Consider the following 26,798-nt stretch of genomic DNA (forward strand, 5'->3'; position numbering starts at 1 on the left):
GAGGGAGGGGTGGGAGAGGCGCGTCAGTCGACGAGCTCGCCGAGGAGCTTCAGCGCCTCGGCCCAGGCGGCGTCGCCGTCGAGCTCGCCGCGGTCGACCTTCTGCAGCACGGGGCCGAAGACGTTCTCCTGGATGAGCGAGTCGTCGGGTCCCTTGTACTGGGCGACGACGCCCTCGGCGCGCTCGGCGAGGATCGCACCGGTGGGCGAGCCGTTCAGCGCCGGGTCCGGCTCAGCGGCGGAGGCGAGCTCCTCCTGAGCGGCGATGGTGCTCGGGAACGGACCGGCCGCCTCGAACGCCTTGATCTGCTGCTCGGGCTCGCTCAGCCACGAGGCGAGGGCCGCGGCCTCCGCCGGGTGCTCCGACTGCGTCGGGACCGAGAGGAAGGAGCCGCCCCAGTTGGCTGCGCCGCCGGGGAAGACGTCCGCGAAGTCCCAGCCGGTGCTCGCGGGGTCGCCGCCTCCGGCCTCCACGCCGCCCTTGAGGGTGCCGAACATCCACGCGGGGCAGACGAAGGTGGCGAAGGTCTGGTCGGTGAACGACTTGCCCTTGTTCCAGTCCCAGGCCTTCTGGCCGGCCGAGAGGCCGGAGGCCGCGGCGTCGGTCAACTGGCCCCAGCGCTCCTCCAGCTCGGGGTTGCCCTCGATGTTGAGCTCGCCGTCGGCGGTGTAGTACCCCTCGGGGAGCTGGTTGACCATGGCGTTCCAGACGAATCCGGAGTGGTCGAACCAGGCCTTGCCGGTCGCGTCGTTGTACTGCTTCCCGGCGGCGAAGTAGTCGTCCCAGGTCGCGTCCGCGCCGCCGAGCAGCTCGGCGACGGCCTCGCGGTCGGTCGGCAGACCGGCGGCCTCGAAGGCGGCGGTGCTGTAGCAGAGGCCCTCGGGGCCGATGTCGGTGCCGTAGCCGATGACGCGGCCGTCGGGGTCAGTCGCCTGCTCGTACTTCCAGTCGACCCAGTCGGCCTTGCGGTCCTCGATGCCGTGGTCGCGGAGGTCCACGAACTGGTCCGAGACCTCCATGATCTGGCCGAGCCAGCCCTCCTCGATCGCGAGGACGTCGGCGAGGCCGGAGCCCGCCGCGAGCTTGGTGAAGGCGTCGGTGCGGGCGTTGCCACCGGTGTCGATGTTGTTCGGGACGATGGTGATCCCGGGGTTCGCCTCCTCGTACTCGGCGTAGAGGTCGTCGAACCCCATCGCGTTGAACGTGGTGACGGTCAGTTCGATGTTCTCGCCCTCGGCCGCGTCGGATCCGGATGACGAGCACCCGGTGACGACGAGGGCGAGGGTGGCGGCGCCGGAGATCGCTGCGGCGATCCTGGCGCGTCGTGATGCGAGCACGGTCACTCCTTCGTGAGTTGGTGAGGGCATCCCGGGGAGCGCTCTCACGCTGCTGTGCTGCGTCCGTGAGAGCGCTCTCACGAGGTGTAGGGCGAGTGTACGAACACTTCCGCGCAGAGGTCAAGAGTTTTGAGAGAGCGCTCTCATGTAACTAACATGATATTACGTCGCGTTTACGACCTTGTTGACCGCAGAGCGCTACTGCAAACTGACAGCTAGACCTAAATCGAGGAACCTACAAGGGGACAAATGGACGCCGTTAGCCTCGCCATCGGAACTGCTGCTACTAAGTGGGTCATTCGGCTCTGGACGAACAACGACGACCTGGCTTCGCTCTCGGGTGAATTGATTCAAGCCCTTCCCTCTCGGATTGGAGGCTTGCTAGAACGGGGTCGAGCGAAGCGGCAGTTCGAGCGCCTCGCCGAGGACATCGGAGCGAGAATATTTCCGTATCTCTCGCACGAACTTTCAGACATCGACGCAGGTGACCTTTCAGCAGCAGCGCACGCCGCGCAACGAGCTCTTGAGAACTCGGTTAAGACACAAGTTGAACTCGCAAAAATCGACTTTGACGCGGAGTTACTTTGCGCCATGATACTAGCAAAAGACGAACCAAATCTCGTCGCGGACGGTTTATCGACCTCGGGAGACGCCGCCTACGAGTCAATCGTTCGAGAATGCGCCGCCTGCATTATCGCGTCATCAAGTGCCTTGCCAACCTTCCAACATGCGGGAATAAGCGAAATTCTTTCACGCGAGACCACAATCATTGACTTGGTCGAAGCAAATCTCGCAAACATGCCCGAGTCGCAGGTCCCTTCAACCTGGGGTCGGGGATCTGAATATCAGCGATTCGAGAGCAGATATCGTCGAGCAATCTTCGACCATGCCGATAGACTTCAATTATTCGGAGTGACATCTCCGACAGCACGATCGTCCTACTCCCTAAGCGTTGCCTATATTCCACTCGAAACACTCGGCAATGAATCCAAGTCGAATGCGGACGAGAAACCTAACCGATCGGACGCTTTACGGGTCGAGGAAGCATTAAGCGGTTCACCGAGAATCCTGCTTACAGGCGGAGCCGGCGGGGGAAAGACGACACTACTTCACTGGATTACCACCAAGTCTGCACAGCAATCTTTCGAAAATAAACTTGAGGAATGGAATAACCGGGTTCCGTTCGTAATCCAACTCCGCCGCTACGCGAATTCGACGCTCCCCCATATCGGCCAATTCATCGAGGGCGCCACCCCATCCTTGCTCGACGCCATGCCAAGCGGGTGGGCTACTAGTATTTTTGACGCCGGGCGAGCGTTATTGCTCGTCGACGGTTTTGATGAAATCTCGGAGGACGGCCGAGCCAGCGTACTTTCATGGCTAAACGAAATTTCGAACAGCTTTTCCGATGCCATAATCATCGTGACCTCTCGGGAAGGTGCCGTCGATTCGTCATGGACGGCTGACGACTACACACGAGTGACGTTGCTTCCAATGGAGTATGAAGACATCAAGTCGTTTGTTGAGCACTGGCACCGAGCCGCACTAGGACCATCTCCAACCGCCGAGCTTTCTGCATCAATCAGGACGTCGGAGAAATTCGCGCTTGAAGCGATCCGTGAGAGACAAGCGATTCGGAGCCTTTGCGATAGCCCGTTGCTTTGTGCGCTTATATGCGCACTAAATCGCGACAGCGGTGCGCGTCTTCCCGATAACCGCATGGAAATTTACTCGACAGCTTTGCAGATGCTGGTCGTTCGTCGAGACCAGGATCGACACGTGGAGATTTCACACGACTTGCAGTTAACGTATAGTGAAGCCTCTTCTATCCTGCGAATATTCGCGTCATGGCTACAAGATAATTACGCGGCAGACGCTGCCCGAGCTGATTTTGAAACAATCGTGGGGAAACAACTTGTCCACTTGCACCGCATCAAGGCCACATCAGAGGAAGTAGCAAAGCACCTCCTTGCTCGAAGCGGTGTACTTCGTGAACCCTCTGACGGGCGCATAGACTTTGTTCATAGAACCTTCCTTGAATACCTCGCCGCGGGCGAGATCGTCGCGAACAGGTCATTCGGTAAACTAGTGGCGGTCGCCAACGAGGACTACTGGCGTGAAGTTGTTGTACTGGCGGCCGGACATGCTACTGCCCGGGACCGCGAGGAACTAATCTCTGCACTTATTGCTCGAGGGGAGAAAGAGCCAGGTAATCGACATGTGCTCTTCTTGGTCGCGCTAGCATGCATGGAAACGTCTCCGGAATTGTCTCCTGACCTACAGAAGTCACTCGCCCGTTGCCTTGCCGCCGTCGTCCCACCATCAAATATGACCGACGCAGCCTCAGTGGCTCTTGCCGGACAGATGGCGGTGTCACTTCTTAGCCGTCGCCCGCGGTACGCAAGAGAAGCAGTTGCATCAGTTCGCGCGCTTAGCCTCATCGGAGGCGATGGCGCCCTGGCGGCACTTCGCGGCTACAGGACAGATCGCAGAAAGACGGTGATCCGGCAACTACTACGGGCCTGGTCACACTTTGACGCCGAGGCTTTCGCTAAAGAGATACTGGCCGATAGTCCGGTCGCGGACTTTCCCGTTCCGCTGTCCGACTGGGAACAGATTAGGCAGTTGCCCTCCCTGCCAAACATGCACAACGTTCGGTTGAGCCTGACGGGCGAATTGGAAAGCTTGGCAAAAGTTCCGAAAGTCGCGAGTGTGCGCTTTATCGACTTAAGCCGGTCTCTTGGGCTCTCCGATCTCGGCGGTGGCGAGGGGCTTACCGGAGTGCTGTCTATTGATTCTCGTTGGTGCTTCAACTTGACAACCCTCGCCGGAATCGAAGCCTTCCCAGAGCTCGCGATTTTGGATCTCGAGGGATGCTCCAACCTTGTCGATATCAAAGCTCTTAGCGCGGTCTCGCATCTAAATTGGCTCGATTTGTCAAGAACGCCAGTATCTTCAACAGAATCCCTGTCTTCGCTGGAAGAATTACACGCTCTTTATCTCGTCGATTGCGAGAATCTAACTACTCTCGGCGCTCTGGCCAGCCTTGACTCCTTGACCCTTTCTGCATTGCCCTCCCTGAGCGAGTGGGATCTACGACCGATGGAGAAGTTGACAACCCTTCGTCTTGGTGGACCCATCTCGCCGGCCGAGATTGTTCTCCCCGACTCGATTCAAAATCTTTCACTCGATTGGGGATCGAAATTTACAGCAAAGCTTTTGGGCGCGCGAAAGGTTCGATCTTTTCGCGCGGCAAACCCAGAAAATATCGCGCAACAAATCGAGTTTATCCAGACGAGAAAGGACCTGGTTTCCGTGGACCTCTTGTCTCCTGCCGGGAGGGACGTAAGTGCATTCATTCCAGAGTTGCTGAACCGCAAACGAATGCGCACACTCCTCGTGCAGTTGGTATCGCCTGAGCTCGGTTTTGAATGGCCAACCGTTGACGGCTTTGATTCAATCAGCACACCTCGACGCGCCATTTACACACGCAAGCTTAAGAAGCAATGAGATGTCGTTCGATGGCAGGCACTTCAGTGTTGTAGCAAAGTAACCAGTAGACGCTATGCGGACTGTTCAAGCGGCAATTCTTCAGCCAGATCTTCGGTAGAACCCAGCCCCGACCGGTCGGCTGCAGTCCCGACGTTGTCGACTGGCTCCGCAACAGTCATCGCTGGGTCATTTCGACAATGAGGGCGAGCCTCCAGGGGTCCCTCGTATCAAAACCTCTATACGAACATTGTTAAGTTTCGATTGCCTCGAGTTCTTCAGTTGTGAGTCGCTACGCACGGCGCCAGGCGTGGTTGAACCCGCCGGTCCGCCCACGGAGGGCGCAGGACGCCGATTCGAGCTGTCGTTCAAGACGGATCGAGGTGAAGACCCGGCCTCTCGCGGCGGATCGACGGACTCGAGCCCGCCGATCCGTCACGACCGGTCGCGCGTCAGCCGATCAGCACCGCGAAGCCCTGGGCGGGAAGCTCCACGGAGGCGCCGGAGGTCGCCGCGGACTCGCTCACGAGCACCCCGTCGGCCGAGTAGACGCGCAGCGTCCCCGAGCCCTCGAGCACGGACGAGCGCGTCGTCGCGGTCGAGTTGCGCAGCAGCTCGGTCCGCCCGCCGTCGCCCTCGAGGACGAGGCGCGACACGACGGGGCGCACCAGCAGCGCGTCCAGCTTCGTCTCCCCTGTCACTCCGCGCACCTCGACGGTCGTCGCGCTCGCGGGCACCGTGCGGCGCAGCTTCTGCGGCAGCAGAGCGCCCGACGCCTCGGTGATCCCCTGGGCGCCGACCGTGCTCTTCAGCAGGTCCAGCGGCCGGCGGCCGGTGTTCCAGGCGCTGAGCGGAGTCGTCGCCGTCCCCTTCTCGACCTGCCACAGCACCGGCTCGATCACCCGCTCCTGCGTCGACGAGCCGAGGCCGATGGTCGCCGGGCGGCGCCAGTTCGTCAGTGAGAGGTACGAGCCGCTCCACGACGACTCCCCGGTCCAGCTCGATTCCGGAGTGACGACCGTGCCGCCGCGCGCCGTCTCGGCCTCGACGACCTCGAGGCCCTCACGGCTCACCTGCGTGGCGACCGTGCGGGCGCGGTCGGCCAGCTCGGGCCGGTCGTCGAGCGCGATCATCGCGAGAAGGCCGTGGATCGTGCTCTCGGCGCCGCTGTTGCGGTTGACGCTGCCGTCGGCCTGGACTCCGTCGAAGGTGATGCCCGTCGCCGGATCGTAGACGGGTGTGCCGGCGCGGTTGAGGCCGAAGAACCAGGCGCCCTGCACACCGGCGAGGTCGGTGTAGGCGCTGGAGCCGGTCGCGTCGGCGAGGGCGAGCGAGTTCTGCAGCCGCGAGTCCGCTCCGTAGGCGATCTGCACCGTCTCGGTCGGGCTCGGGTAGCGGCCGTTGTCCGGGCCGCCCGAGGTCAGCAGCTCGGGCGCGAACCGGGAGCCGTCGACGACGGCGGGCTCGAGGAGCGAGGCGTCGCCCAGCGCGACCGAGGATTCGGCGAGCGCCGCGGGCATCTGCGACGCCCAGGAGTGCCAGAGCGACCGCGACTTCGCCCACGGCAGGATCGCGCCGTACGGCCACGACGTGGTGTCCGCCTCCGTCGTCGTGCGCGCGAGCGCGGCCACGCCCTCGGCGAGCTTCGCGGTGCTGGCGCGCACCGCGGCGTCCTCGGGCACGGCCTCGACATACGCCGAGAGGCCGAGCAGAGCCTCGGCGGTGGCGTCGGCGCCGTCGACGATCAGCCACGCGGGCACGTCGACCCCGTCGGCCTTCTCGTACTCGCCGTAGCGGCCGAGCACCTCGCGGTCGACGGCGGCGACGCCGAGGCGGAGGCGCTCCTGGAGGAAGGCGGCGAACTGCGGGTCGTCGTCGTCGAACGCGGCGTAGCCCTCGCCGAGCGCCCAGAGGGTGCGGGCGAGCCAGTAGCTGTCCTCGGAGTCGCTCGGGTCGGGCAGCTCGACCGGCTCGGCGCTCGCGTTGAGCTCGCCGTCCGGCTGCATCCAGAGCACCACGTTGCCGGCGTCGTCGCCGTCGGTCGTCTGGAAGTAGGCGAGGGCGCGCAGGGTCTCGTACGCGTTCTCGCGGCTGGCCGTCGATCCGGTCTGCTGCCAGTGCCGGAGGTAGGCGACGGCGGCGCGGGAGATGTCGTCGGTGTTGAAGGCGCCCTGCCCCCAGTCGCCCGTCGCGGGGTCCAGGGGACCACCGCCGACGCGCTCGAACGTGCCGCCGTCGCGTGCGTCGGCGTACGTCCAGGGCATCACCAGCTCGGGCTCCTCGGCGAGGCGGTACGTCGTGTGGCCGGGCTCCGGAGTCGGAGTGGCGGTGTCGAGCAGGAAGTCGAGGTGCGCGGTGTTGGCGAGGGGGGCCGCCGCCTGCGCGGGGGCCGCGCCGAGGGTGAGGCCCCCGGCGACGAGGGCGGTCGCGGCGAGGGCCGCCGCCGTCCGTGTTCTGGCGTTCGTCATTGAACTCTCCGATGTGCGGGGTGGGTGGGTGGTGCTTCTGGTGGTGGTGGATCTCGATACGCCCGCTCCGCGGGCTACTCGATCAGCAAGGAAGGCAGAGTGCGGCGCGAGCAGCGGATTGCTTGCTGGTCGAGTAGCCCCGCAGGGGCGTATCGAGACCCACCACCGCCCGGAGACGGTGATCTCGATACGCCCGCGAGCGGGCTACTCGATCAGCAGGAGTGAGGCAGCGGGCTCCACCGCGCTCACCCGTCCGTCCGCACGAGCCGCGCCGCGCCGATCCGCGAGTCGGCCATGCCGTAGAAGACGTAGTGCTGCCCGTCGATCTCCTCGATCGCCGTCGGGAAGACGACGTTCGGCACGATGCCCGAGCGCTCGTCGTCCGTCTCGGCCTCGAGGAGCGGCTCGCTGGTGCGCGCGATCACGCGCGACGGGTCGTCGGGGTCGAGGAGGATCGCTCCGGCCGCGTAGTTGACGTTCTGCTGCTGCGAGAACGCGCTGTCGATCACTCCGGTCACCCCGTGGTGGAGCAGCAGCCAGCCCTCGGGAACCCGGAGCGGCGCGGGACCGCCTCCGATCTTCAGCTCCTCGAAGGGGAACTCGGGCCCCGCGAGGAACCGGTGCCGCGTCCATCGCGTGAGGTTCGCCAGGTCGCGGTCCACCTCGGCGACCGGGACGTAGCTGATCCAGATGCTCTGGCGCGGATCCTCGGTGCCGGCGGGCAGGCGCACGCCCTCCCCCGGCTTCGTCTCGCCGAGGTCCCACATGGGCCGGTGCAGCACGGCGAAGGACCGCGTGCCGTCGGGCGCCGTCACGATCTCGGGGAAGAACACGGTGTCCTTGTTGTGGAACAGCCCCAGGTCGATGTCGAGCGCGTCGTCGTACGCGAAGGTCACGGGGCCGAGTCGGCGCCAGTCGCGCAGATCCTCCGACACGGCGAGCGCCGTCCTCGGACCCAGCGGCCCGTACGCCACGTACGTCATCACGTGCAGGCCGAGGGCCTCGATCCACGTGACGCGCGGGTCCTCGACTCCGGCGTTCGCGGCACCGCGCTCGAACCCGCGGTCGGGCGCCAGCACGACCCCCTGCCGCTCGACGCCGACGGGCACGCCGTCCTCGACGAGCACTCGGGCGAGCCCGATCCGCGACACGTTGCCGGTCGCGACCATGCGGGGCAGCAGGTACAGCTCTCCGTCCGGCCCGCGACCGCTGCCGGGGTTGAGCACGCCCTCGGCCTCGAGCGGGTCGCCCGGCAGGGGCTCCATCACGATGCCGACGCGCTCGAGTCGGTAGGGGACGGTGGTGAGGGTGGGAGTCATGGTCATCCTTTCACTCCGGATCCGAGATCGGTCGAGACGAAGTAGCGCTGGAACACGATGAACAGCACGACGACGGGGGCGGCGAGCACGACGGCGCCCGCCAGGATCGCCCCGAACGGGTTGTCGGTCGAGGACGCGACGTTCGAGATGTAGTTGGCCAGGGACACGGCGAGCGGCTGCAGCGACGCGTCCTTGGTGATGAGGAAGGGCCAGAGGAACTCGTTCCAGGGGCCGATGAAGGTGAGGAGCACCGCCGTGACGAGCGCGGGCCGCACCAGCGGGAGGGCGACGTTCCAGAGCAGCTTCAGCTCGCCGGCTCCGTCGATCCGGGCCGCCTCGAACAGCTCCTTCGGGAGCTGCAGGAAGTACTGCCGGAAGATGATCACCGCCGTCGAGTTGATCGCGAACGGCAGGATCATGCCCACGTGGCTGTCGGCGAGACCGTAGTCGCGGGCGATCAGCACGTAGAGCGGGATCTGCAGAAGCTGGAACGGGATGACCTGCACGAGCAGGGCGAGGGCGAAGACGGCGTTGCGTCCGCGCCACTGCAGCATCGCGAGCGCGTACCCGGCCAGCACCCCGAACACCACGGTGCACAGCAGCACGCCGCCCGTGAAGATCCCGGAGTTGAGCAGGCCGGTGAGCAGGCTGATCCGCTCGTTCACGTTGACGTAGTTGTCGAGCGTGAGGTTCGACGGGTCGGGGACCGCTCCGGCGAGGGTCGGGTCGGGGTCCGTCTGCAGCGAGCCGACGACCATGTAGTAGAAGGGGAACAGGAAGACGATCGCGCCGATCCCCAGCACCACGCCGCGCAGGACGACCGCCGAGCGGCTCATCCCCACGGGGCGTCGGCGCGTTCGGATCGGAGTGACGGCGGGCACGGCCGAGGCCGCTCCTCCCGCGCTGACCTGCGCGCTCATGAGTTCCTCTCCCCGGCGAACCGGTTCTGCAGGTAGGCGATGATCAGGACGCCGATGACGAGGACGACTCCGATGGCCGACGCCACGTCGGGCTGCCCCTGCTGGAGGCCCAGCTGGTACATCAGCAGCACGGGCGAGGCGGAAGCGCCGTTGGGCCCGCCGCCGCCGGTCAGGAGGTAGGGCTCGGTGAACAGGTTCGCTCCGGTCACCGTCGAGACGAGAAGCACGAGCAGGGTCGCGGGCCGCACGCTCGGCACGGTGACCGAGAAGAACTGCCGCACCCGCCCGGCTCCGTCGGTCGAGGCCGACTCGTACAGCTCCTTGGGCACGTTCTGCAGCGCCGCGAGGTACAGCAGGATGTAGAACCCGAGCTGCTTCCACGTGACGAAGATCGCGATGACCGGCATGGCGAGGTTCTCGTTGATCAGCCACGACGGATCCGGTGCCAGCGGGCCGAGCAGGCTGTTGACCAGCCCGTTCCCGTTGAACAGGAACAGCCACACCGCCACGATCGCGACGCTCGCGGTGACGTAGGGCACGTAGAACGACACCCGGAGGAACGTGCGCAGGTGCACGACCTTGTCCAGCGCCGAGGCGAGCAGCAGCGCCAGGATCACCGTCAGCGGCACGTTGATGACCAGGAAGATCCCGATGTTGCCGAACGAGCGGATGACCTGCGGATTCGAGAACGCGGTGACGAAGTTCTCGAGGCCCACGAACGGCCGGTCGACCTGCACGCCGGGAGCGGCGAAGAAGAAGTCGTGGAACGCGATGTAGACCGAGTACCCGACCGGGAACGCGAACACCGCCAGCACGAAGACCAGGTACGGGCCGCCGAACAGCAGCCCGAGCGGCTGGGGTCCGAGCACGCGGCGGAGCAGGCTCCGCTTCGCGGCCGGGCCCGGGGCTCCGGCGCCCGTGGACGCCGGAGCCTTCGGGGTGAGCGTGGTCACGGCCGGCTCACTGCTGGCCGGCGAGCCCGGTGACGGTCTCGGCCGCTCCGTCGAGCGCCGACTCCACGTCGCCCTCGCCGAAGATCACGGTCTTGCCCCACGCGTCGCGGATCGCCTGGAGCATCTGCACGGTGTTCGGTCCCGACGGCACCTCGATGGTGCGGCTCGCCTGGTCGCCGAAGCGCTGGTAGGCGGGGTTCGCCTCGAAGTAGTCGGCGTAGGTGGTCTGCAGGTCGGTGCGCAGCGGCATCTGGCCGGTGGTCTCGAGGAGCGAGCGGTCCTGCTCCTCACTGGTCGCGAACTTCAGCACCTCCCACGCGGTGCCCTTGTTCTCGCAGGCCGAGTAGAGGCCGACGTTCTTCGCGTCGCTGAAGGTCCAGGTGTCCTCGGGCGCGGTGCCGTCGGGGGTGGGCACCGAGACCGAGCCCCAGTTCAGGTCCTCGTAGACCGAGACGGCCCACGGGCCCACGATCGACATGGCGGCCTGACCGTCCGCGAACGCGTCGCCCTGGTACTGCTCGCGTCCGGCGAGGCCCTGGTCGTACAGGCCCTTCCAGAATTCGGCGACCGCGTAGCCGTCCTCGCTCGCGAAGGTGGCCTCGCCGTCCTCGACCAGACCCGTGCCTCCGGTGGCGGCGGCGTACAGCGGCATGAAGTCGAACTGGGTCTGGAAGAACTCGCTGGTGGGCGCGGGCTGGATCGCGGCGGGCGCGGCTCCGGACTCGACGAGCGTCTTCGACGTGGCGACGAACTCGTCGTAGGTCGCCAGCGACGGGTTCTCGGGGTCGAGACCGGCCTGGGCGAAGAGGTCCTTGTTGTAGAAGATGACGACCGGATTGCTCTTCCACGGCATCTGGAAGTAGTCGCCGTCGGCGTTCTGGTACTGCTCGGCGAGGTCGCCGCTGCGGGTCTCGATGTAGTCGTCGCCGTCCTCGAACTCCGACAGGTCGACGAGGCCGCCCTGCTTCTCGAACTGGCCGACCGCGCTGGGGGCCGTGTTGAAGACGAGGCAGGGCGCGTTCCCGGCGGTGATCGCGGCTCCGATGACCTCCTCGCTGCTCTTGCCGGCGGGGATCTCCTGACCGGTGATCTCCTGGTCCGGGTTGTCCGCGTTCCAGGCCTCGACCATCGCCTCTCCCCAGGCGACCTCCTGCTCGTTGTTCGAGTACCAGATCGTGATCGGGCCGGTCGCGGTGAGGTCGGTGGACGCTCCTCCTCCCCCTCCGCTGCACGCGGTGAGGCCGATCGTCGCCAGTGAGGCGATGCCGATCCCGGTGAGCCATCGTCTCGTCGTCGAGCTGCTCATGGTGTTCTCCTTGTCCTGTGCTCGGCGCGCGCTGCGGTGCGCGCGCCTCTCAGTGGGTCGGCCGCGGCGGGGCGGTCGAGTGGCGCACGACGAGCCCGGCGGGCTCGAGGTCGACGTCGGGGGCGCTCCCGGTCTCGATGAGATCGAGGAGCGTGCGGGCCGCCGCCTCGCCCCAGCGCGCGGGGCGCGTGCGGGCGGAGGTCAGCGTCGGGTAGACGTGGGCGGCGATCGCGGAGTCGTCGAAGCCGGTGATCGAGAGGTCGTCGGGCAGCCGGAGCCCGCGGGTGTGCGCGACGCCGAGGCCGGCGATGGCCATGGGGTCGTTCGCGTAGACCACGGCGGTGGGCGGCGCGGCGAGGTCGAGGAGCTGCTCCGTGGCGCGCGCGCCCTGGCCGGCGCTGAAGTCGGTGGCCACGATCGGTCCCGGCTCGAGTCCCGCGTCGGCGCACGAGCCGAGGAACGCCGCGCGGCGGCGGCGGGAGTGCAGCAGGTGATCGGGACCGGCGACGTGGGCGATGCGCCGGTGGCCGAGGGCGGCGAGGTGCGCGACGGCGTCGGCGATGCCGGCGGCGTCGTCCATGACGACCGCGGGCGATGATGATCCGTGGAAGCGGCCGAGGGTGACGGCGGGCAGACCGAGCTCGGCGAGCAGGGCCGGACGGGAGTCGTCCCCGCGCAGATCCGTCAGGAAGATCCCGTCGACGCGGCGGTCGGCGGCGAGGGTGCGGTACACCGCCTCCTCCGAGGCGCCGGGCTCGACGACGCTGAGTACGAGCACCCGGCCGTTCTCGGCCAGCACGCGCTCGACGCCCGAGATGAACGAGGGGAAGAACGGATCCGCGGCGATCACCTCCGGGTCGCGCGCGACGACGAGGCCGACCGCGAACGAGACGCTGATAGAGAGGGAGCGGGCGGTGACGCTGGGCCGGTAGCCGAGGTCGGCGGCGACCTGCAGGATCCGCTCGCGGGTGCCGGCGGAGACGCCGGGCCGGTCGTTCAGCGCGAACGAGACGAGGGCCTTGCTGACGCCTGCCTCGCGGGCGACGTCGAGGATCGTGGGCCTGTCGGCCATCTCGCGCCTCCCCCCTCAAGTCTGAACCGGTTTACTTAACCGGTTCAGAGCACGGTAGCAGGGGAGGGCGCGCGGGCGGAAGGGGCAGGGGACCCTCGTGGGCCGCGCCCCGACGAGCGAGAGGGGGTCTCACGGCCATCAGCCGCGGGACCCCCTCTGGAGCGACGTTCTGCGGGCGGGTCGGCGAGCCGCCCCTCAGAACGACGGAGCCCGGGCGATCCAGCCCGTCACCTCCTCGATCGCGCGGGTCACCGCGAGCAGCTGCAGCTCGCGGCCGTGGCGGCCCACGACCTGCACACCCACCGGCAGCCCGCCGGCGGTGAAGCCCGCCGAGGTGACGACCACCGGATGCGCGGCGAGCGTCAGGCGGTTCGCAAGCATCTGCCAGGTGAAGTAGCGGTCGAACCGCGCTCCGTCGACCTCGGGGACCCACTCGAGCTCCGCGGGCGGCGCGGCGACGGGGGTCGCGGGCAGGATCAGCACGTCGTGCCGCTCCAGCACCGCGGCGGTGTCGCGGAAGAGGCGCGTGCGGCGCTCGTAGGCGTCGGCGAGCTGCGTGGCCGACATCGCCCGCCCCTGCTCGACGTTGCGGACGTAGTCCGGGCGGAACCCCGTCGCTCCCGCGTCGACCGCGTGCCGACCGCCCAGGAAGAACTCGAAGGTCTCGATGGTCTCCCAGGCTTCGTCGGCGCCCGCGAAGTCGGGCTCGTCGGCCTCGACGACGGCGCCGAGGCCCGCGAGCTGCTGAGCGAAGGCCGCGTGCACCCGGCGCACCTCGGGGTCGATCGGCAGGCCGCCGGCATCCGCGCTCCACGCGATCCGCAGTCCGTCGACGGCCACCGGGCGCGGCTCGTGCACGGGCAGCGACGACAGCGGCCACACGCTCTTCTCGACCGAGAGGCCGCGGAGGAACAGGGCGGCGTCGGCGGAGTCGCGCGCCATCGGCCCGGTCACTCCGTGCGGCGTCCACGCGTTGCCGGTGCGTCCGCTCGCGACGCGACCGGGGCTGGGACGCACGCCGACGACGTTGCAGAACGCGGCCGGGTAGCGGAGGCTCCCGCCGCTGTCGGAGCCGTCGGCGAGGGGCAGCATCCGGGCGGCGAGGGCGGCGGCAGCCCCTCCGCTGGATCCCCCGGCGTGACGCGTCGTGTCCCACGGGTTCACGGTCGTGCCGAAGACCGGGTTGAAGGTCAGCACGCCCTGGCCCATCTCGGGCGTGTTCGTCTTGCCGATGATCAGCGCGCCCGCCTCGCGGAGCAGGGTCGCGAGGACGCTGTCGTGCGCGGCGGGCGCGGCCTCGGCGAACGCGGCCGAGCCGTTCGTGGTCGGGAAGCCGGCCACGTCCATCAGGTCCTTCACCGCGGTCGGCAGACCGTGCAGCGGAGGCAGCGGCTCACCCGCGGCGTGCGCCCGGGCGGTGAGGCGGTCGGCCGCCTCCGCCGCGGCGAGCGACACCGAGTCGGGCTGCTGCGAGACCACGGCGCGGAGTGCCGGGTTCCGCTCCTCGATCCGCTCGAGGTGCGCCCGCATCACCTCCACAGCCGAGACCTCGCGGGACGAGATCGCCGCGGCGAGCGCGGTGGCGCTGCGGTCGGCGAGGTGCTCCTCCGCCATCAGCGGCCGCCCTCGTGGCCGTGCTGCTGCTCGGCGTGCGCGTGGCCGGCGTGGGCATCGTGGCCGGCGTGGGCGTCGTGCCCGTGAGCGTCGTGCCCGTGACCGCCCGAGTCATGCGAACCGGAGTCGTGCCCCGCGTGGCCGTGCCCGGCGTGGTCCTGCCCCGGGGCGCAGTGCGCCGAATCCGACGCCGGCACGTCCAGCGACGGGTTGCGGTCGAAGAACCCGTCCGGCTCCAGGCGCAGACTGATGCGGTCCACCGGCATGATCGGCCACTGCTCCGGACGCGGGAAGTGGTGCACGCCCAGCACCGGCCAGAGCACGAGGCGCTCGTTCTCGAGCGAGCGGTCGGCCCGCTGCCACACGTGCACTCCGTCGTCGCCCAGCTCGCCCTGGTTGGGGTACTCGCCCGCGATGAAGCGCTCCTCCGCGTCGAACGCGCTCGCCCACAGGTGCTGGGCGACGAAGGGCGCCTTGCGCTCGACCACGCTGCCGGGGCGCGCGTAGAGCTGCGCGGTGTTCTGGATCGCGAGGCGGTAGGCGGTGCTCTCGCCGTAGCGGTTGGTGGCCGACTCGCTCTCGACGCGCCAGTGCAGCGCCCGAGCCGGGTCCGCGCGCCGCGCGCCCTGCGCCTCCGACGCGATCGGGGTCTCGACGGCGAGGCAGGCGTTGCCGTACGGGTTCGTCGTCTCGTCCGGGTCCACCTCGGCGTGCACCTCGACGAGGCGGTTCAGCGGTCCGTCGATCGCGGTGTCCAGGCGCACGGCGAAGTAGTGCTGGTGGGTCGGCGCCTGCACGTTCGGAGCGACGAGGCGCCCCGACCGCGGGGTCTCGCCGTCGGCGATGCCCGAGACCGACATCAGGCCGGTGAGCTTCACCTCGAGCTCGATCGAGCCGTCCTGGTGCAGCGACCAGTAGAAGCCGTAGTCGTAGTTCGCGACCGTGGCGAAGCTCGAGACCACGAGCTTGCGGCTGCGTCGCACCTCGGCGCTGCCGGTGCGCGTGTTCACGTGCTTCCAGAGGATCGAGTCGTCCTCCTCGTGCAGGCAGATGCCGTTCGCGATGGTCTGCGGCTCGCCGTGCCCGTCGAGGTACTCGACGTCGAAGTAGCGGATCTCGCCCAGGCAGTCGCAGCCCAGCTCGAGGCTCGCGGTGAGGGGGCCGGCGCCGTACTCGCCCCAGTCGAAGAAGTTCTTCCGGTAGGCGGTCGGATCGCTGTCGAGGTACGGCACGTACATCTCGTTGACGGCCGCGCGCGCGAGCACGGGCCGCTCGACATCGCCGTCGCGGTAGGTCAGCTCGTGCAGCACGAGCCCCTCCCGGTGGCTGAAGCCCACACGGAACGACCAGTTCTGCCAGGTGACGCGGTGCCCCTCGATCGCGAAGCCGGGGCCGTCCGCCTGGACGATGTCGAGCTTGGACACCTCGCGGTCGGGACCCCAGGTGCCCGCCGTGTAGACGCCGGTCTCGCTCGCCATCGGGATCACGCCGTGGTCCTCGATCCGGATCACCTCGAGCGTGTCGAGGTCGAGGATCGGCACGAGGCCGGCGACCGGGCGGGCGTAGCCGTTGTCCTCGGGGAACTCGCGGTACCAGACCGTGCCCCAGCTCAGCCGCCGGTCGGCGAGGTCCTCGGGCACGAAGCCGGTGATCGACTCCGGGTCGACCCAGACGAGCGAGGTGTCGGTGATTCCGCGCAGGGCCAGCGCGTCCTTGAGCAGGGGCGAGTTGCGGGCGGCCTGCGCGATCATCCGGGCCTCGTCGCTCGAGACGCCCGGGCGGCGGTGGTCGACGTCGGTCCAGACCTCGACGACGGCGGAGCCGCCCGGTGCCGCGGTCCAGCCGCGCACCTCCCAGGCGGCGCGGGCGTCCGGGTCCATGACCACGAGGCGCACCGGTCGCGGATCGCCCGGCGACGTGCCCCGCGCCTTCTCCTCGTCCAGGGCGATCCCCCAGAAGCGCGGTCGCTCGCCGAGTCGGCCGCTCGCGCGCACGGCGGCGACGAAGGAGGAGATCTCGGCGGAGGTGAGCGGGTCGAGGACGTGGGCGGTGGAGCTCATCGGGTTCCTTCGGGTCGGAGGGTCGGGTTCGGGGAGGCGGGGACGACGGCGGCGCGGCCGTCCGCGCGCGGGTCGCTCGCCGCGTCGAGCCGCCCGTCGGAGTGCAGCCGCACCAGCTGCACGTGACCGGCCTCGTCGACGGGTCCGGCGGTGCGGACGACCGGCAGCCCGAGCGCCTCGGCCGCCGCGATCGCCTCGTCGGCCCCGGGCTCCGCGACGAGCGTCGTGCGCTCGTGGCCGAGGTCGCGGGCGCCGACGACGAAGCGCGGTCGTGCGAGCACCTCGTCGGGCTGCGATGCCGGCCGCAGCAGGTCGCGCACCAGCTGGGCGAGGATCCACGGCTGCGCGCTGCCGCCCTGGCAGCCGAGCCCGAGGACCAGCTCGTCGGTCTCGGCGACGACCGGCAGCAGGGTGTGCGGCGGCCGCAGCCCCGGTCCCACGTGCCCCGGGTGGGCGGGATCCGTGCTGAAGGCCGAGCCTCGGTTGTGCAGCACGACGCCCGTGCCGGGGTCGAGGATGCCGGAGCCGAAGAGCTGGTAGACGCTCTGGATCAGGGTCACGACGGTGCCGTCGGCATCGGCCGCGGTCACCGCCACCGTGTCGCCGAGGGCGCGTCCGGCGCGGGGCAGGGAGCCGTCGCGACCGCGCGGGTTCCGCAGCGCGTCGACGTCGATCGCTCCTCCGCGCGGATCGCCCAGCTCGGCCTGGCGCACGAGCGCCGCCTCGCGCACCGCGGCGACGAGCTCGGCCGTGCCTCCCTCGAGCGCCTCGGGCAGGACTCCCAGCAGCACCACCCCCTGGCTGGGCGGCGGGGCGACCCACCAGCGCGCGCCTCCGATCGTCTCGGTGAGCGGATCGACGAGCTCGGCCTCGTGCGCGGCGAAGTCGTCCTCGGTGTGGGCGCCGCCGAGCGAGCGGAGCCGCGCGGCGAGCGACGCGGCGATGCGGCCGGAGTAGAAGGCGGCCGGGTCCTCGGCGAGCGCCGGCTGCACCAGCGCGTCACCCTCGCCGAGCAGTCCGCCACGACCGTCGCCGAACACTCCGCGCATGCCCTCGTCGGCCTGCAGCTCCTCGCTCCGCTGGCCGATGGCGCGCGCCAGACCGGCCGAGACGGGCACGCCCTCGGCGGCCAGTCGAGCGGCGCGCCGCAGGGGGGCCGCGAGTCCGAGGCGCCCGCCGAGGCCGGCGATCGCGCGCCAGCCGGCGACGGCTCCGGGGATCGTCACCGTCTGCGCCCCCTGGCGCGGCATGCGGTCCTCGAGCGCCAGGCGCGCGACGTCGATCCCGGCCGGTGCCGCTCCGGCCGAGATCACCGCGGTCACCCCGGCCCCCGGTCGGCGCACCAGCGCGATGAGGTCGCCGCCCAGACCGCACTGGTGCGGGTAGACGACGGTGAGAGCCGTCGCGGCGGCGAGTGCCGCGTCGATCGCGTCCCCTCCGTCGGCGATCGCCTCGGCCGCGGCGTCGAGGGCCGCCGGGTGGGGCGCGGCGACCGCGATGCGGGAGGACGGGGAGGACGCAGCGACGGGGCCGGTCGGCGAGGCGGGTGCGGTCATGCGGGGGTCACGCTCCGAGCGGGGGTGAGGAAGTCGAGGTCGGGTCGGTCGATCCCGTCGACGAGGTCGGCGAGGGCCTCGCCGACCGCCGGGCCGAACTTGAAGCCGTGACCGGAGCACGCGGCCGCGACCAGCACCTGCGGCCGGCCGGGCAGCTCGCCCACGACGAATCGCTTGTCGGGGGTCATCGTGTAGAGGCACGCGACGGCCTCGCCGCCCTCGACGTCGATGCCCGGCACGAAGCGCTGCAGCAGCGCCTGCAGGTGCGCGATCTCCTCCGCGGTGGGAGGCTCGACGGGGACGGCCGGATCCCAGACGGGCCCCGCGTCGATGCCGATCTTGGCTCCCGAGCCCGCGGCCTCGGGGAGGCCGAAGACGAGTCCCTCCGCGAGGTCCACCGAGAAGCAGCCGAGGGCCGGCGGGCGGGCGACGTCCTGACCCGCGCGGGCGGTGAAGGTGACGATCCGCTGCACCTCGAAGAACCCCGCCGCCTCGGGCAGCAGCCGGGCGATCCAGCCGCCGGCGGCGAGCACGAGTCGGCGCGCGCGGAGCTCTCCCGCGGTCGTGCGGACCGTGACGACTCCCCCGTCGAGGGACCAGCCGAGGACCTCCTCCTCGAAGCGCAGCTCGGCGCCCGCGGCGACGGCGTCGGACTGCGCGAAGGCCAGCGCCCGTGCGGCCTCGACCACTCCGGCGTCGGGGTCGTGCACCACGCCCCAGCCCTGCGGCGGCGCCAGGGACGCGGCGACGGCACGGGGGTCCTCGACGGGTCGGCTCCGGCCGCCCTGCAGCGTCGGGGCGCCGCGGTGCGCGTACAGCCCGCCGGTCGGATGCACGAACGGCTCGCCTGCGGCGGCGGCCCAGCGCTCCCAGCCGCGGAACGCCCGGTCGACCAGGTCGTTCCAGACCGGGCTCGGGTAGGCGCGGCGGATCATCCGCGTCGCTCCGTGGGACGAGCCCCGCGCGTGCGCCGGGCCGAACTGCTCGACGCCCACGACGTCGCGCCCGCGCCGGGCGAGCTCGCGCACCGTCGCCGAGCCGTGGATCCCGAGCCCGAGCACCACCGCGTCGTGCACCGTCATCGGGCTCCTCCCGCGATCGCGGCGACCCGCTCGAGCAGGGCGTCGACGTCGGAGGCGTCGGTGTAGACGTGCGGGGACACGCGGACGACGCTCGCGATGCCCCGGGCGCCGAGGTCCCACTGCGCGTGGCCGGCGGGCACGGCGAGCGAGTCGACGCCCGCCTCGCGCAGCCCGGCCGAGACCTGCTTCGCGGCGACCCCGTCGACCGTGAAGGTCACGATGCCGGAGGGGGAGGCGGGCGGATCGGCGATGAGGACGCCGTCGACGGCGCCGAGCCGCTCGCGCAGCCGCGCACCGAGCGCGACGAGATGCTCCTGGGTGGCCGCGGGACCGCGCTCGAGGGCCTCGCGGAGCGCGACGCCGAGGCCCAGACGGGAGGCGACCGACGACTCCCAGGTCTCGAGGACCCGTGCCGTGCCGTCCATCGTCCACTCCTCCGCGCTCGTCCAGCTCGAGCCTCGCACGTCGGGCGCCCAGGGTCCGAGTCCGTCGAGCAGGCCTCTGCGCAGGTGCAGCAGGCCGGTGCCGCGCGGTCCGCGGAGGAACTTGCGCCCGGTGGTGACGAGGGCGTCGCAGCCGATCGCGCGCACGTCGATGTCGAGCTGGCCGACCGACTGCGTCGCGTCGAGCACGGTGATCGCCCCGTAGCGGCGGGCCAGCGCGCCGATCGCGGCGACGGGCTCGACGAGTCCGGAGGAGGTGGGGATGTGCACCGCGCTGACGACCGTGCGCCCGGTCGCGGTCGCCAGGGCGCTCTCGAGCGCCTCGAGATCCATCCCACCCGAGGAGTCGTTGGGGAGCACGTCGAGGCGCACACCGTCGTGCCGGCGCAGGGCGAGCATCCGCAGCGCCTGGCTGATGTAGCTCGAGCGCGGAGCGAGGACCGTGTCGCCCGGCCCCAGACGCAGGGCGTCGAAGACCGCGCGCAGACCGCTGGTCGCGCTGTCGAAGAAGGCGATCTCGTCGACGTCTGCGCCGAGCAGCTGCGCGGCCGACGCGTAGGCCGCCTCGAGGTCGTCGGCGGCGAGGTTCGCCGCCTCGTAGCCGCCGATCCGCTGCTCCAGGCGCAGGTGCCCGATGACCGCGTCCAGGACGCCGTCGCTCATCAGTCCCGCTCCGGCGGCGTTGAAGTAGTGCCGTCCGGCCGTGCCGGCGGTGCGGGCGCGCTCGGCCGCGACGTCGATGGTCGCGGTCGCGGCGGGGGTGCCGCCGTCCAGGCCGAGTGTCATCCAACAGGTCCTTCCGCGCGGCGTCGTCCTGCGAACGACTGAATGGATCCCATCCTAAACAGGTTGTATCCATTAGTGCCACCGCCGGATACGCTGGACCGGCCGGTCGGCGCAGAACGCCCCCCGGCCCGCACCCCGTCCCATGAGAGGCCGCCATGACCCACTCCCCCGAAGCCCGCGCCCTCGAGCTCGGCCTCGTGATCCCGGACTACGCGAACCCGCCCTACGGCGGCCGCTACGGCTCCTTGCTCCGCGCGTTCCACCGCACGGGCGACCTCCTCGAGCTCAGCGGCATCACCCCGGAGTCCCGCGACGGCGCGCTCCTGCATCCCGGCGCCGTCGGCGTCGACATCACCCTCGAGCAGGCTCAGGAGGCGGCCCGCTACGCCGCCGTCAACGCGCTCGGCATGATCCGCCTCGCCCTCGGCTCGCTCGACGGGGTCGTCGCCCTGTCCCGCGGCCTCTGCTTCGTGCTCTGCCCGCCCGGCTTCGAGCGCCTGAACGAGGTCTCGAACGCCGCCAGCGACCTGCTGCTCGACGTCTTCGGCCCCGACGCCGGCCGCATGGGCCGCGCCTCCATCGGCGCCACCGCCCTCTCGCGCAGCGCCTGCTTCGAGCTGTGGCTCAGCCTGGAGTGCCGCCCGCGCTGACCACCGCGCACCGGTCGGGAACACCCGCCGCCCCTCGCGCGTTGCCCTCTGACATGACCGTTCCCCTCTCGATCCTCGACCTCGCCCCCATCGCACCCGGAGAGACCGCGCGCGACAGCTTCGCCGCCTCGGTGGCCCTGGCGCAGCAGGCCGAGCGGAGCGGGTACCGCCGGGTCTGGTACGCCGAGCACCACAACATGGCGTCGATCGCGTCGAGCGCCACCTCGGTGCTCATCGCGCACGTGGCCTCGCAGACCTCGACCATCCGCCTCGGCTCCGGCGGCGTCATGCTGCCCAACCACTCCCCCCTCACCATCGCCGAGCAGTACGGCACGCTCGAGACCCTGCACCCCGGTCGCATCGACCTCGGACTCGGCCGCGCCCCCGGCAGCGACCAGGCGACGTTCCGCGCGCTGCGCCGCGATCCGGAGTCGTCCGAGCGCTTCCCGCAGGACGTCGTCGAGCTGCAGGCGTTCCTCGCCGGCGAGTCCCGGATCCCCGGCGTCAGCGCGACGCCCGGCGCCGGCACCCGCGTGCCGCTCTACATCCTCGGATCGTCGCTCTTCGGCGCCCAGCTGGCCGCGGCCCTCGGTCTGCCGTACGCCTTCGCCTCGCACTTCGCTCCCGACGCGCTGCACCAGGCCGTCGCCGAGTACCGCCGCGGCTTCCGCCCCTCCGAGCAGCTCGACGCGCCCTACGTCATCGCCGGAGTGAACGCCATCGCGGCCGACACGACCGCCGACGCCGAGCGCCAGTTCGCCGAGATGAAGCGCGCGCGACTCATGATGCTGCTGCGCCAGAGCGGCCAGATCCCGCTCGACCAGCAGTTCTCGGACGACGAGCTCGACAGCCTGCTGAGCGCCCCCGTCGGCGCCCACGTCGCGAGCATGACCCACTACACCGGGGTCGGCACCGGCGAGGAGGTCGCGGACTACGTGGCCGGATTCGCCCGCTCGGCCGACGCCGACGAGGTCATCGTCGCCCACGCGTCGCTCGCGACCCCCGCGCGACTGCGCTCGGTCGAGCTGCTGGCCGACACGCACGCCCGCGTCGCGGCCTGAGCCACCTGCACAAGTAAGGCTGAGCGGCCGGAGACCGCGAAGAACCCGCGAATCCGGCCTCTCAGCCTTCGTTGTGCGGGTCCGGCACGCGATCGCGCACGCAACCGAGGGCGAGATCCGCCGATCAGCTGCGAACGGCGCCGCCGGCGCCTCCCGACCTCGGTTCCGTACGCCTCAGGCCAGCCCGGCCCCGCCCACCGCGAGGCTCACCGCCACCGTGAGCGCCGTCGTCCACAGCGCGATCGCGACGCCCTGCCACAGCAGCACCCGCCCCTTCGCCACTCCGGCGCCCGCGAGCATCACCGCCGTGAAGTGCGTCGGCAGCAGCAGCGGCCCCAGCAGGCTCACCCCGGGCACCCCGTAGCGGGTGAACGCCCGCTGGAACTTCTCGCGCCGAGCGGAGGACTTCCGCGTCCGCCCCTTGGTGACGGCCGAGCGGACCCCGGCTCCCAGCAGCACCAGCAGCGCCACGCAGACGAAGTTCCCGACCGCGCCCGAGACCGCCGCGATCACCGGGTCGATGCCGCCGATGATCCCGATGGTCGCCGCCCCCTCGGCCTCGATGAACGGCACGGCTCCCGCGGCGGCCACCACGAGGGGCTGCACGAGGTCGGGGACCCGGGCGAGGAGGTCCTGGAATCCGAGAATGGCGTCGGCTGCGATGTTCGACATGTCGTCTCTCCGCTCTGCTGACCGCGTCGGCGGCCCTCCCGTCTCTCGGGGTGACTCCATCCGACCGCGGATCGACGGCGCGCAGCAGTGCCGCGGGGTCACCTCCGCGGGGGAGGAACGCACCCTCGAGGGGTGACATCCGTCATGGTCGTACTGTGGGCGGCATGAGCACCGAGACACCGCCCGAGACGATCGACGTCGCTGCGCCCTCGGGTCGCGGCGTCTCGGCCACCTGGTGGTACACCGTCCTCTCGGCGGCGTCCTTCGTGCTCGTCGTCCTGTTCGTGTGGGGGCTGCCGGTGGTCGTCGGCGCCCCCGAGCCCTGGCGCGTCGCCCTCTACCTCGGCGGCACCGTGCTGTGGGCGGCCGCGTTCCTCGTCACCGCCCTGCGGTACCGAGGGGTGCCGACGGAGGCGCCGTTCCGGCTCCGCGCGCAGGCGACCGGAGTGTTCGCCGCCGGTCTCGCCGCCTCCGCGGTCGGCGGGATCGCCACCGGCAGCGTCACCTTCGCCCTCTCGCTCGTGTTCGTGCTCGTGGGCGTGCTGCCCTGGCCGCGCGGCGTCCGCGGGCGGCTGACCGGCCTCGCCACCCTCCTCGTCGTGGTCGCCGCGGTGCTCGAGCACGACCGTCTCGGCACCGGCCTGCTCGCGGACTCCCCCTCCGACGTCCGCCCGCTGCTGCTGTTCTTCGCGATCGCCCTGCCGGTGTCGGTCGTCAGCATGCTCTGGTGGTGGGACATCGTGCGCGAGCTCGATCGGGCGAGGGCCGCGGAGGGGCGCCTCGCGGCCGCCCAGGAGCGGCTGATCCTCGCGGGCGACGTCCACGACCTGCAGGGGCACCACCTCCAGGTCATCGCGCTGCAGCTGGAGCTGGCCGAGCGCCTCCTCCGCGACGATCCGGACGCGGCGCTGGAGCAGCTCCGTGCCGCTCAACGCAGCGTCGACGGGGCCCGCACCGGCACCCGCGAGCTCGCCACGCGCTTCCGCAGCGTCTCGCTCTCGGACGAGCTCGAGAACGCCGCCGACCTCCTCCGCTCGGCGGGGCTGCGCGTGCAGCTCGACATCGGCCCGGAGGCGGACCTCGCGCCCGCCGAGGCGCTCGGCCCGGTCGTCCGCGAGAGCACGACCAACATCCTCAAGCACGGCGGAGGCGAGTCGGCGCGGCTCCGTCTGGCTCGCGAGGGCGGCGAGTGGCGCTTCCTCGCCGAGAACGACCTGCCGCCCGAGCCCGAGGATCCCGACGAGCACGGCTCCGGCATCGCCGGCATGACCGAGCGGATCGAGCGGGCCGGGGGCACCCTGCGCACTCGCCCCACCCGCCGCGCGTTCGCCGTCGAGGCGCGCCTGCCGATCGGAGGAGCGGAGTGATCCGCGTGCTCCTCGCCGACGACGAGGACATGATCCGCACGGCGCTCGCGGCCCTGCTCCGCCTCGAGGACGACCTCGAGATCGTCGGCGAGTGCCGCGACGGCGAGGAGGCGGTGCTCGAGGCGCTGCGCCTCGAGCCCGACGTCTGCCTCTTCGACGTCGAGATGCCGGGCATGGACGGCATCGAGGCCGCGGAGCGACTGCGCCGCTCGTCGGCGACCCGCGTGGTCGTCGTCACCCGCCACGCGCGTCCCGGAGTGCTCCGCCGAGCGCTGGCCGTCGGAGTCGCGGGCTTCCTGCCCAAGTCGCGCCGCGTCGAGGACGTCGCGCAGGTGATCCGCCTGGTCGCCAGCGGACGCCGCTACGTCGATCCCGAGATCGCCGCCGACGCCCTCGCCACCACCCGCAGCCCGCTCACCGATCGCGAGCTCGACGTGCTGAGCGCCGGCTCCCGCGGCGAGACGATCGGGCAGATCGGAGCCGCGCTGCACCTCTCGAACGGCACCGTCCGCAACCACGTCTCGTCGATCCTCCGCAAGCTGCAGGTCGACACCCGCCAGCGCGCCGTGATCGAGGCCCGAGAGCACGGCTGGATCTGACGGCGGCGCACGCGGCTCACCACCCACTCCGGATGCCGGTCCTCGAGAGTGAGAGCGTTCGAGGAGATCTGGATGAAACGCTCCAACACTCCTGAAAGAGGCGCGCTGCTGAGTCCGACCACCTCAGGCACTGCGAGCGACCGAATCCGGCACCCCGCCCTCAGTGCCCGCGCGCGATCCACTCCTCGCGGTGCGGCGCCTCCGCCCCGATCGTCGTCGAGTCGCCGTGGCCGGTGCGCACGACCGTGTCCGTCGGCAGCGTCAGCAGCCGGTCGGTGATCGACTCGATGATCGTGGGGAAGTCGCTGTAGGAGCGGCCGGTCGCGCCCGGTCCGCCCTGGAAGAGGGTGTCGCCCGTGAAGACCGTGCCGAGCTCCTCGGCGACGAAGCAGACGGCTCCCGGCGAGTGACCGGGCGTGTGCCGCACCTCGAGCTCGAGGCCTGCCACGGCGATCCGCTGGCCGTCGACGAGCCCCGCGGTCGGTGCGCTGTCGGGGTGCACCACGTCCCAGAGCATGCGGTCGGAGTCGTGCAGCAGCACAGGCGCGCCCGTCGCCGCCCGCACGCCCGCGACCGCGTCGATGTGGTCGTCGTGGGCGTGGGTCAGCAGCACGGCCACGAGGGTCCGGTCGCCGACCGCCGCCAGGATCGCGTCGGCGTCGTGCGCCGCGTCGATCACGACGCACTCGGAATCGTCGCCGACGATCCAGACGTTGTTGTCGACGTCCCAGGTGCCGCCGTCCAGGCTGAACGTGCCGCTGGTGACGAGGTGGTCGATCCGTGCGCCCATCAGAGCACCACCACCGAGCGGAGCACGTCGCCGCCGGCCATCGTGGCGAAGGCCTGCTCGATGTCGCGGATGCCGATCCGCTCGCTCACGAACTCGTCGAGCGGAAGACGGCCCTGCAGGTAGAGGTCGGTCAGCATCGGGAAGTCGCGCTCGGGCAGGCAGTCGCCGTACCAGCTGGACTTCAGCGATCCGCCGCGGCCGAAGACGTCGAGCAGGGGGATCTCGAGGGTCATCTCGGGAGTCGGCACGCCGACGAGGACGACCGTGCCGGCGAGGTCGCGGGCGTAGAACGCCTGGCGCCAGGTCTCGGGCCGACCGACCGCGTCGATCACGACGTCCGCGCCGAACGTGTCCGTCAGCCCCTGCACCGCGGAGACGACGCCCGCCTCGTCGAGCCCGCTCGAGTCGATGACGTGGGTCGCGCCGAGCTTCTGAGCGGCGACCAGCTTCTTGGGGTCGCGGTCGATCGCGATGATCGTGCTCGCGCCGGCCAGCTTCGCGCCGACGACGGCGGCGGTGCCGACTCCGCCGCAGCCGATCACCGCGACGGAGTCGCCGCGCGTGACGTTCCCCGTGTTCATCGCGGCGCCGAGGCCGGCCATGATGCCGCAGCCCAGCAGGCCCACGGCGGCGGGGTCGGCCGACGGATCGACCTTCGTGCACTGCTTCGCGTGCACCAGCGTCTTCTCGGCGAAGGCCCCGATGCCCAGCGCGGGGCTCAGCTCCGTGCCGTCCTCGAGGGTCATCTTCTGGGTGGCGTTGAACGTGTTGAAGCAGTACCAGGGCTCCGCGCGGACGCAGGCGCGGCACTCGCCGCAGACGGCCCGCCAGTTGAGCACGACGAAGTCGCCGACGGCGACGTGGGTCACTCCCTCGCCGATCGCGCTGACCCGGCCCGCGGCCTCGTGGCCGAGCAGGAACGGGAAGTCGTCGCTGATCCCGCCCTCGCGGTAGTGGTAGTCGGTGTGGCAGACACCGCAGGTCTCGATGTCGACGACGGCCTCGCCGGGCCCGGGGTCGGGGATCACGATGTCGACGAGCTCGACGGGAGCGCCCTTCGATCGGGCGATGACGCCGCTCACAGTGGTGGGCATGGGGGCTCCTTCGTCGGGCGGGTGGTGCTCGGATCCGTTCCACCGTACCCGCCGGACGGCGCGCGGCCGCCGGAGCACTCGGACGACGGCCGGACGGAGGCTCCCCTCTCCCTGGGAGGTCTAGGGTCGGAGGGCAGCGCCGCGACCGCCGTGCTCCGAG

The 26,798-nt window shown here is 70.3% G+C and carries 20 protein-coding genes; 5 read left to right on the forward strand and 15 right to left on the reverse strand.

The window, feature by feature from the left end:
- Positions 1-23: 23 nt before the first annotated feature.
- Positions 24-1,337 carry an ABC transporter substrate-binding protein gene (locus NB037_RS07830; protein WP_251944844.1) on the reverse strand — a complete coding sequence of 438 codons (1,314 nt, stop codon included), beginning with the start codon at positions 1,335-1,337 and terminating at the stop codon, positions 24-26.
- Positions 1,338-1,586: 249 nt separating this feature from the next.
- On the opposite strand from NB037_RS07830, the gene NB037_RS07835 reads away from it, so the two are divergent.
- Positions 1,587-4,847, forward strand: a complete 3,261-nt coding sequence (locus NB037_RS07835; protein WP_251944845.1) for an NACHT domain-containing protein — start codon at positions 1,587-1,589, stop codon at positions 4,845-4,847.
- Between the two features lie 431 nt (positions 4,848-5,278).
- Here NB037_RS07835 and NB037_RS07840 read toward each other — a convergent pair whose 3' ends face one another.
- The 11 genes from NB037_RS07840 to NB037_RS07890 form a co-directional block, all read right to left on the reverse strand.
- On the reverse strand, positions 5,279-7,294 hold the full coding sequence (locus NB037_RS07840; RefSeq protein WP_251944847.1) for a hypothetical protein: 2,016 nt from the start codon (positions 7,292-7,294) through the stop codon (positions 5,279-5,281).
- A gap of 245 nt (positions 7,295-7,539) precedes the next feature.
- Positions 7,540-8,613 carry a glycoside hydrolase family 130 protein gene (locus tag NB037_RS07845; RefSeq protein WP_251944848.1) on the reverse strand — a complete coding sequence of 358 codons (1,074 nt, stop codon included), beginning with the start codon at positions 8,611-8,613 and terminating at the stop codon, positions 7,540-7,542.
- 2 nt (positions 8,614-8,615) lie between these two features.
- The gene (locus tag NB037_RS07850; protein WP_251944897.1) at positions 8,616-9,449 is read right to left on the reverse strand and encodes a carbohydrate ABC transporter permease; all 834 of its coding nucleotides are present in this window, start codon (positions 9,447-9,449) and stop codon (positions 8,616-8,618) included.
- A gap of 80 nt (positions 9,450-9,529) precedes the next feature.
- A complete protein-coding gene (locus NB037_RS07855) occupies positions 9,530-10,486 on the reverse strand; it encodes a carbohydrate ABC transporter permease (RefSeq protein ID WP_372490717.1) in 957 nt (318 codons plus the stop codon).
- Between the two features lie 7 nt (positions 10,487-10,493).
- Positions 10,494-11,792, reverse strand: coding sequence for an extracellular solute-binding protein (locus tag NB037_RS07860; RefSeq protein WP_251944849.1), 1,299 nt, complete (start codon positions 11,790-11,792; stop codon positions 10,494-10,496).
- Positions 11,793-11,841: 49 nt separating this feature from the next.
- Positions 11,842-12,864 carry a LacI family DNA-binding transcriptional regulator gene (locus tag NB037_RS07865; RefSeq protein WP_251944850.1) on the reverse strand — a complete coding sequence of 341 codons (1,023 nt, stop codon included), beginning with the start codon at positions 12,862-12,864 and terminating at the stop codon, positions 11,842-11,844.
- Positions 12,865-13,059: 195 nt separating this feature from the next.
- Complete coding sequence (locus tag NB037_RS07870; RefSeq protein ID WP_251944853.1) at positions 13,060-14,478, reverse strand: amidase; 1,419 nt, start codon at positions 14,476-14,478, stop codon at positions 13,060-13,062.
- Positions 14,478-16,538, reverse strand: a complete 2,061-nt coding sequence (locus tag NB037_RS07875; RefSeq protein ID WP_251944856.1) for a primary-amine oxidase — start codon at positions 16,536-16,538, stop codon at positions 14,478-14,480. Before NB037_RS07875 ends, NB037_RS07870 begins: the two co-directional genes overlap by 1 nt.
- Positions 16,535-18,094 carry a gamma-glutamyltransferase gene (locus NB037_RS07880; protein WP_251944858.1) on the reverse strand — a complete coding sequence of 520 codons (1,560 nt, stop codon included), beginning with the start codon at positions 18,092-18,094 and terminating at the stop codon, positions 16,535-16,537. The genes NB037_RS07875 and NB037_RS07880 overlap by 4 nt, the downstream gene beginning before the upstream one ends.
- Complete coding sequence (locus NB037_RS07885) at positions 18,091-19,176, reverse strand: FAD-dependent oxidoreductase (RefSeq protein WP_251944861.1); 1,086 nt, start codon at positions 19,174-19,176, stop codon at positions 18,091-18,093. The genes NB037_RS07880 and NB037_RS07885 overlap by 4 nt, the downstream gene beginning before the upstream one ends.
- Complete coding sequence (locus NB037_RS07890) at positions 19,173-20,405, reverse strand: aminotransferase class V-fold PLP-dependent enzyme (protein WP_251944862.1); 1,233 nt, start codon at positions 20,403-20,405, stop codon at positions 19,173-19,175. The genes NB037_RS07885 and NB037_RS07890 overlap by 4 nt, the downstream gene beginning before the upstream one ends.
- A gap of 155 nt (positions 20,406-20,560) precedes the next feature.
- Here NB037_RS07890 and NB037_RS07895 point away from each other — a divergent pair, with 155 nt between their 5' ends.
- Positions 20,561-21,055 carry a RidA family protein gene (locus NB037_RS07895; protein WP_251944863.1) on the forward strand — a complete coding sequence of 165 codons (495 nt, stop codon included), beginning with the start codon at positions 20,561-20,563 and terminating at the stop codon, positions 21,053-21,055.
- Between the two features lie 53 nt (positions 21,056-21,108).
- Positions 21,109-22,116, forward strand: coding sequence for an LLM class flavin-dependent oxidoreductase (locus tag NB037_RS07900; RefSeq protein WP_251944864.1), 1,008 nt, complete (start codon positions 21,109-21,111; stop codon positions 22,114-22,116).
- 174 nt (positions 22,117-22,290) lie between these two features.
- Here NB037_RS07900 and NB037_RS07905 read toward each other — a convergent pair whose 3' ends face one another.
- Positions 22,291-22,788 (reverse strand): small multidrug efflux protein, encoded by a 498-nt coding sequence (locus tag NB037_RS07905; protein ID WP_251944865.1) that lies wholly within the window; start codon positions 22,786-22,788, stop codon positions 22,291-22,293.
- Positions 22,789-22,952: 164 nt separating this feature from the next.
- Between NB037_RS07905 and NB037_RS19855 the strand changes: the two genes are divergently transcribed.
- Positions 22,953-24,155: a sensor histidine kinase gene (locus NB037_RS19855; protein WP_251944866.1), complete on the forward strand. Its 1,203-nt coding sequence runs from the start codon at positions 22,953-22,955 to the stop codon at positions 24,153-24,155.
- Positions 24,152-24,754, forward strand: coding sequence for a response regulator transcription factor (locus NB037_RS07915; RefSeq protein WP_251944868.1), 603 nt, complete (start codon positions 24,152-24,154; stop codon positions 24,752-24,754). The genes NB037_RS19855 and NB037_RS07915 overlap by 4 nt, the downstream gene beginning before the upstream one ends.
- 160 nt (positions 24,755-24,914) lie before the next feature.
- Here the strand turns inward: NB037_RS07915 and NB037_RS07920 are convergent, their stop codons facing one another.
- A complete protein-coding gene (locus NB037_RS07920) occupies positions 24,915-25,544 on the reverse strand; it encodes an MBL fold metallo-hydrolase (RefSeq protein WP_251944869.1) in 630 nt (209 codons plus the stop codon).
- Positions 25,544-26,638 carry an S-(hydroxymethyl)mycothiol dehydrogenase gene (locus NB037_RS07925; protein WP_251944871.1) on the reverse strand — a complete coding sequence of 365 codons (1,095 nt, stop codon included), beginning with the start codon at positions 26,636-26,638 and terminating at the stop codon, positions 25,544-25,546. The genes NB037_RS07920 and NB037_RS07925 overlap by 1 nt, the downstream gene beginning before the upstream one ends.
- Between the last annotated feature and the right edge of the window lie 160 nt (positions 26,639-26,798).

The organism is Rathayibacter rubneri, assembly GCF_023743255.1.
In the GTDB taxonomy this organism is placed as follows: domain Bacteria; phylum Actinomycetota; class Actinomycetes; order Actinomycetales; family Microbacteriaceae; genus Rathayibacter; species Rathayibacter rubneri.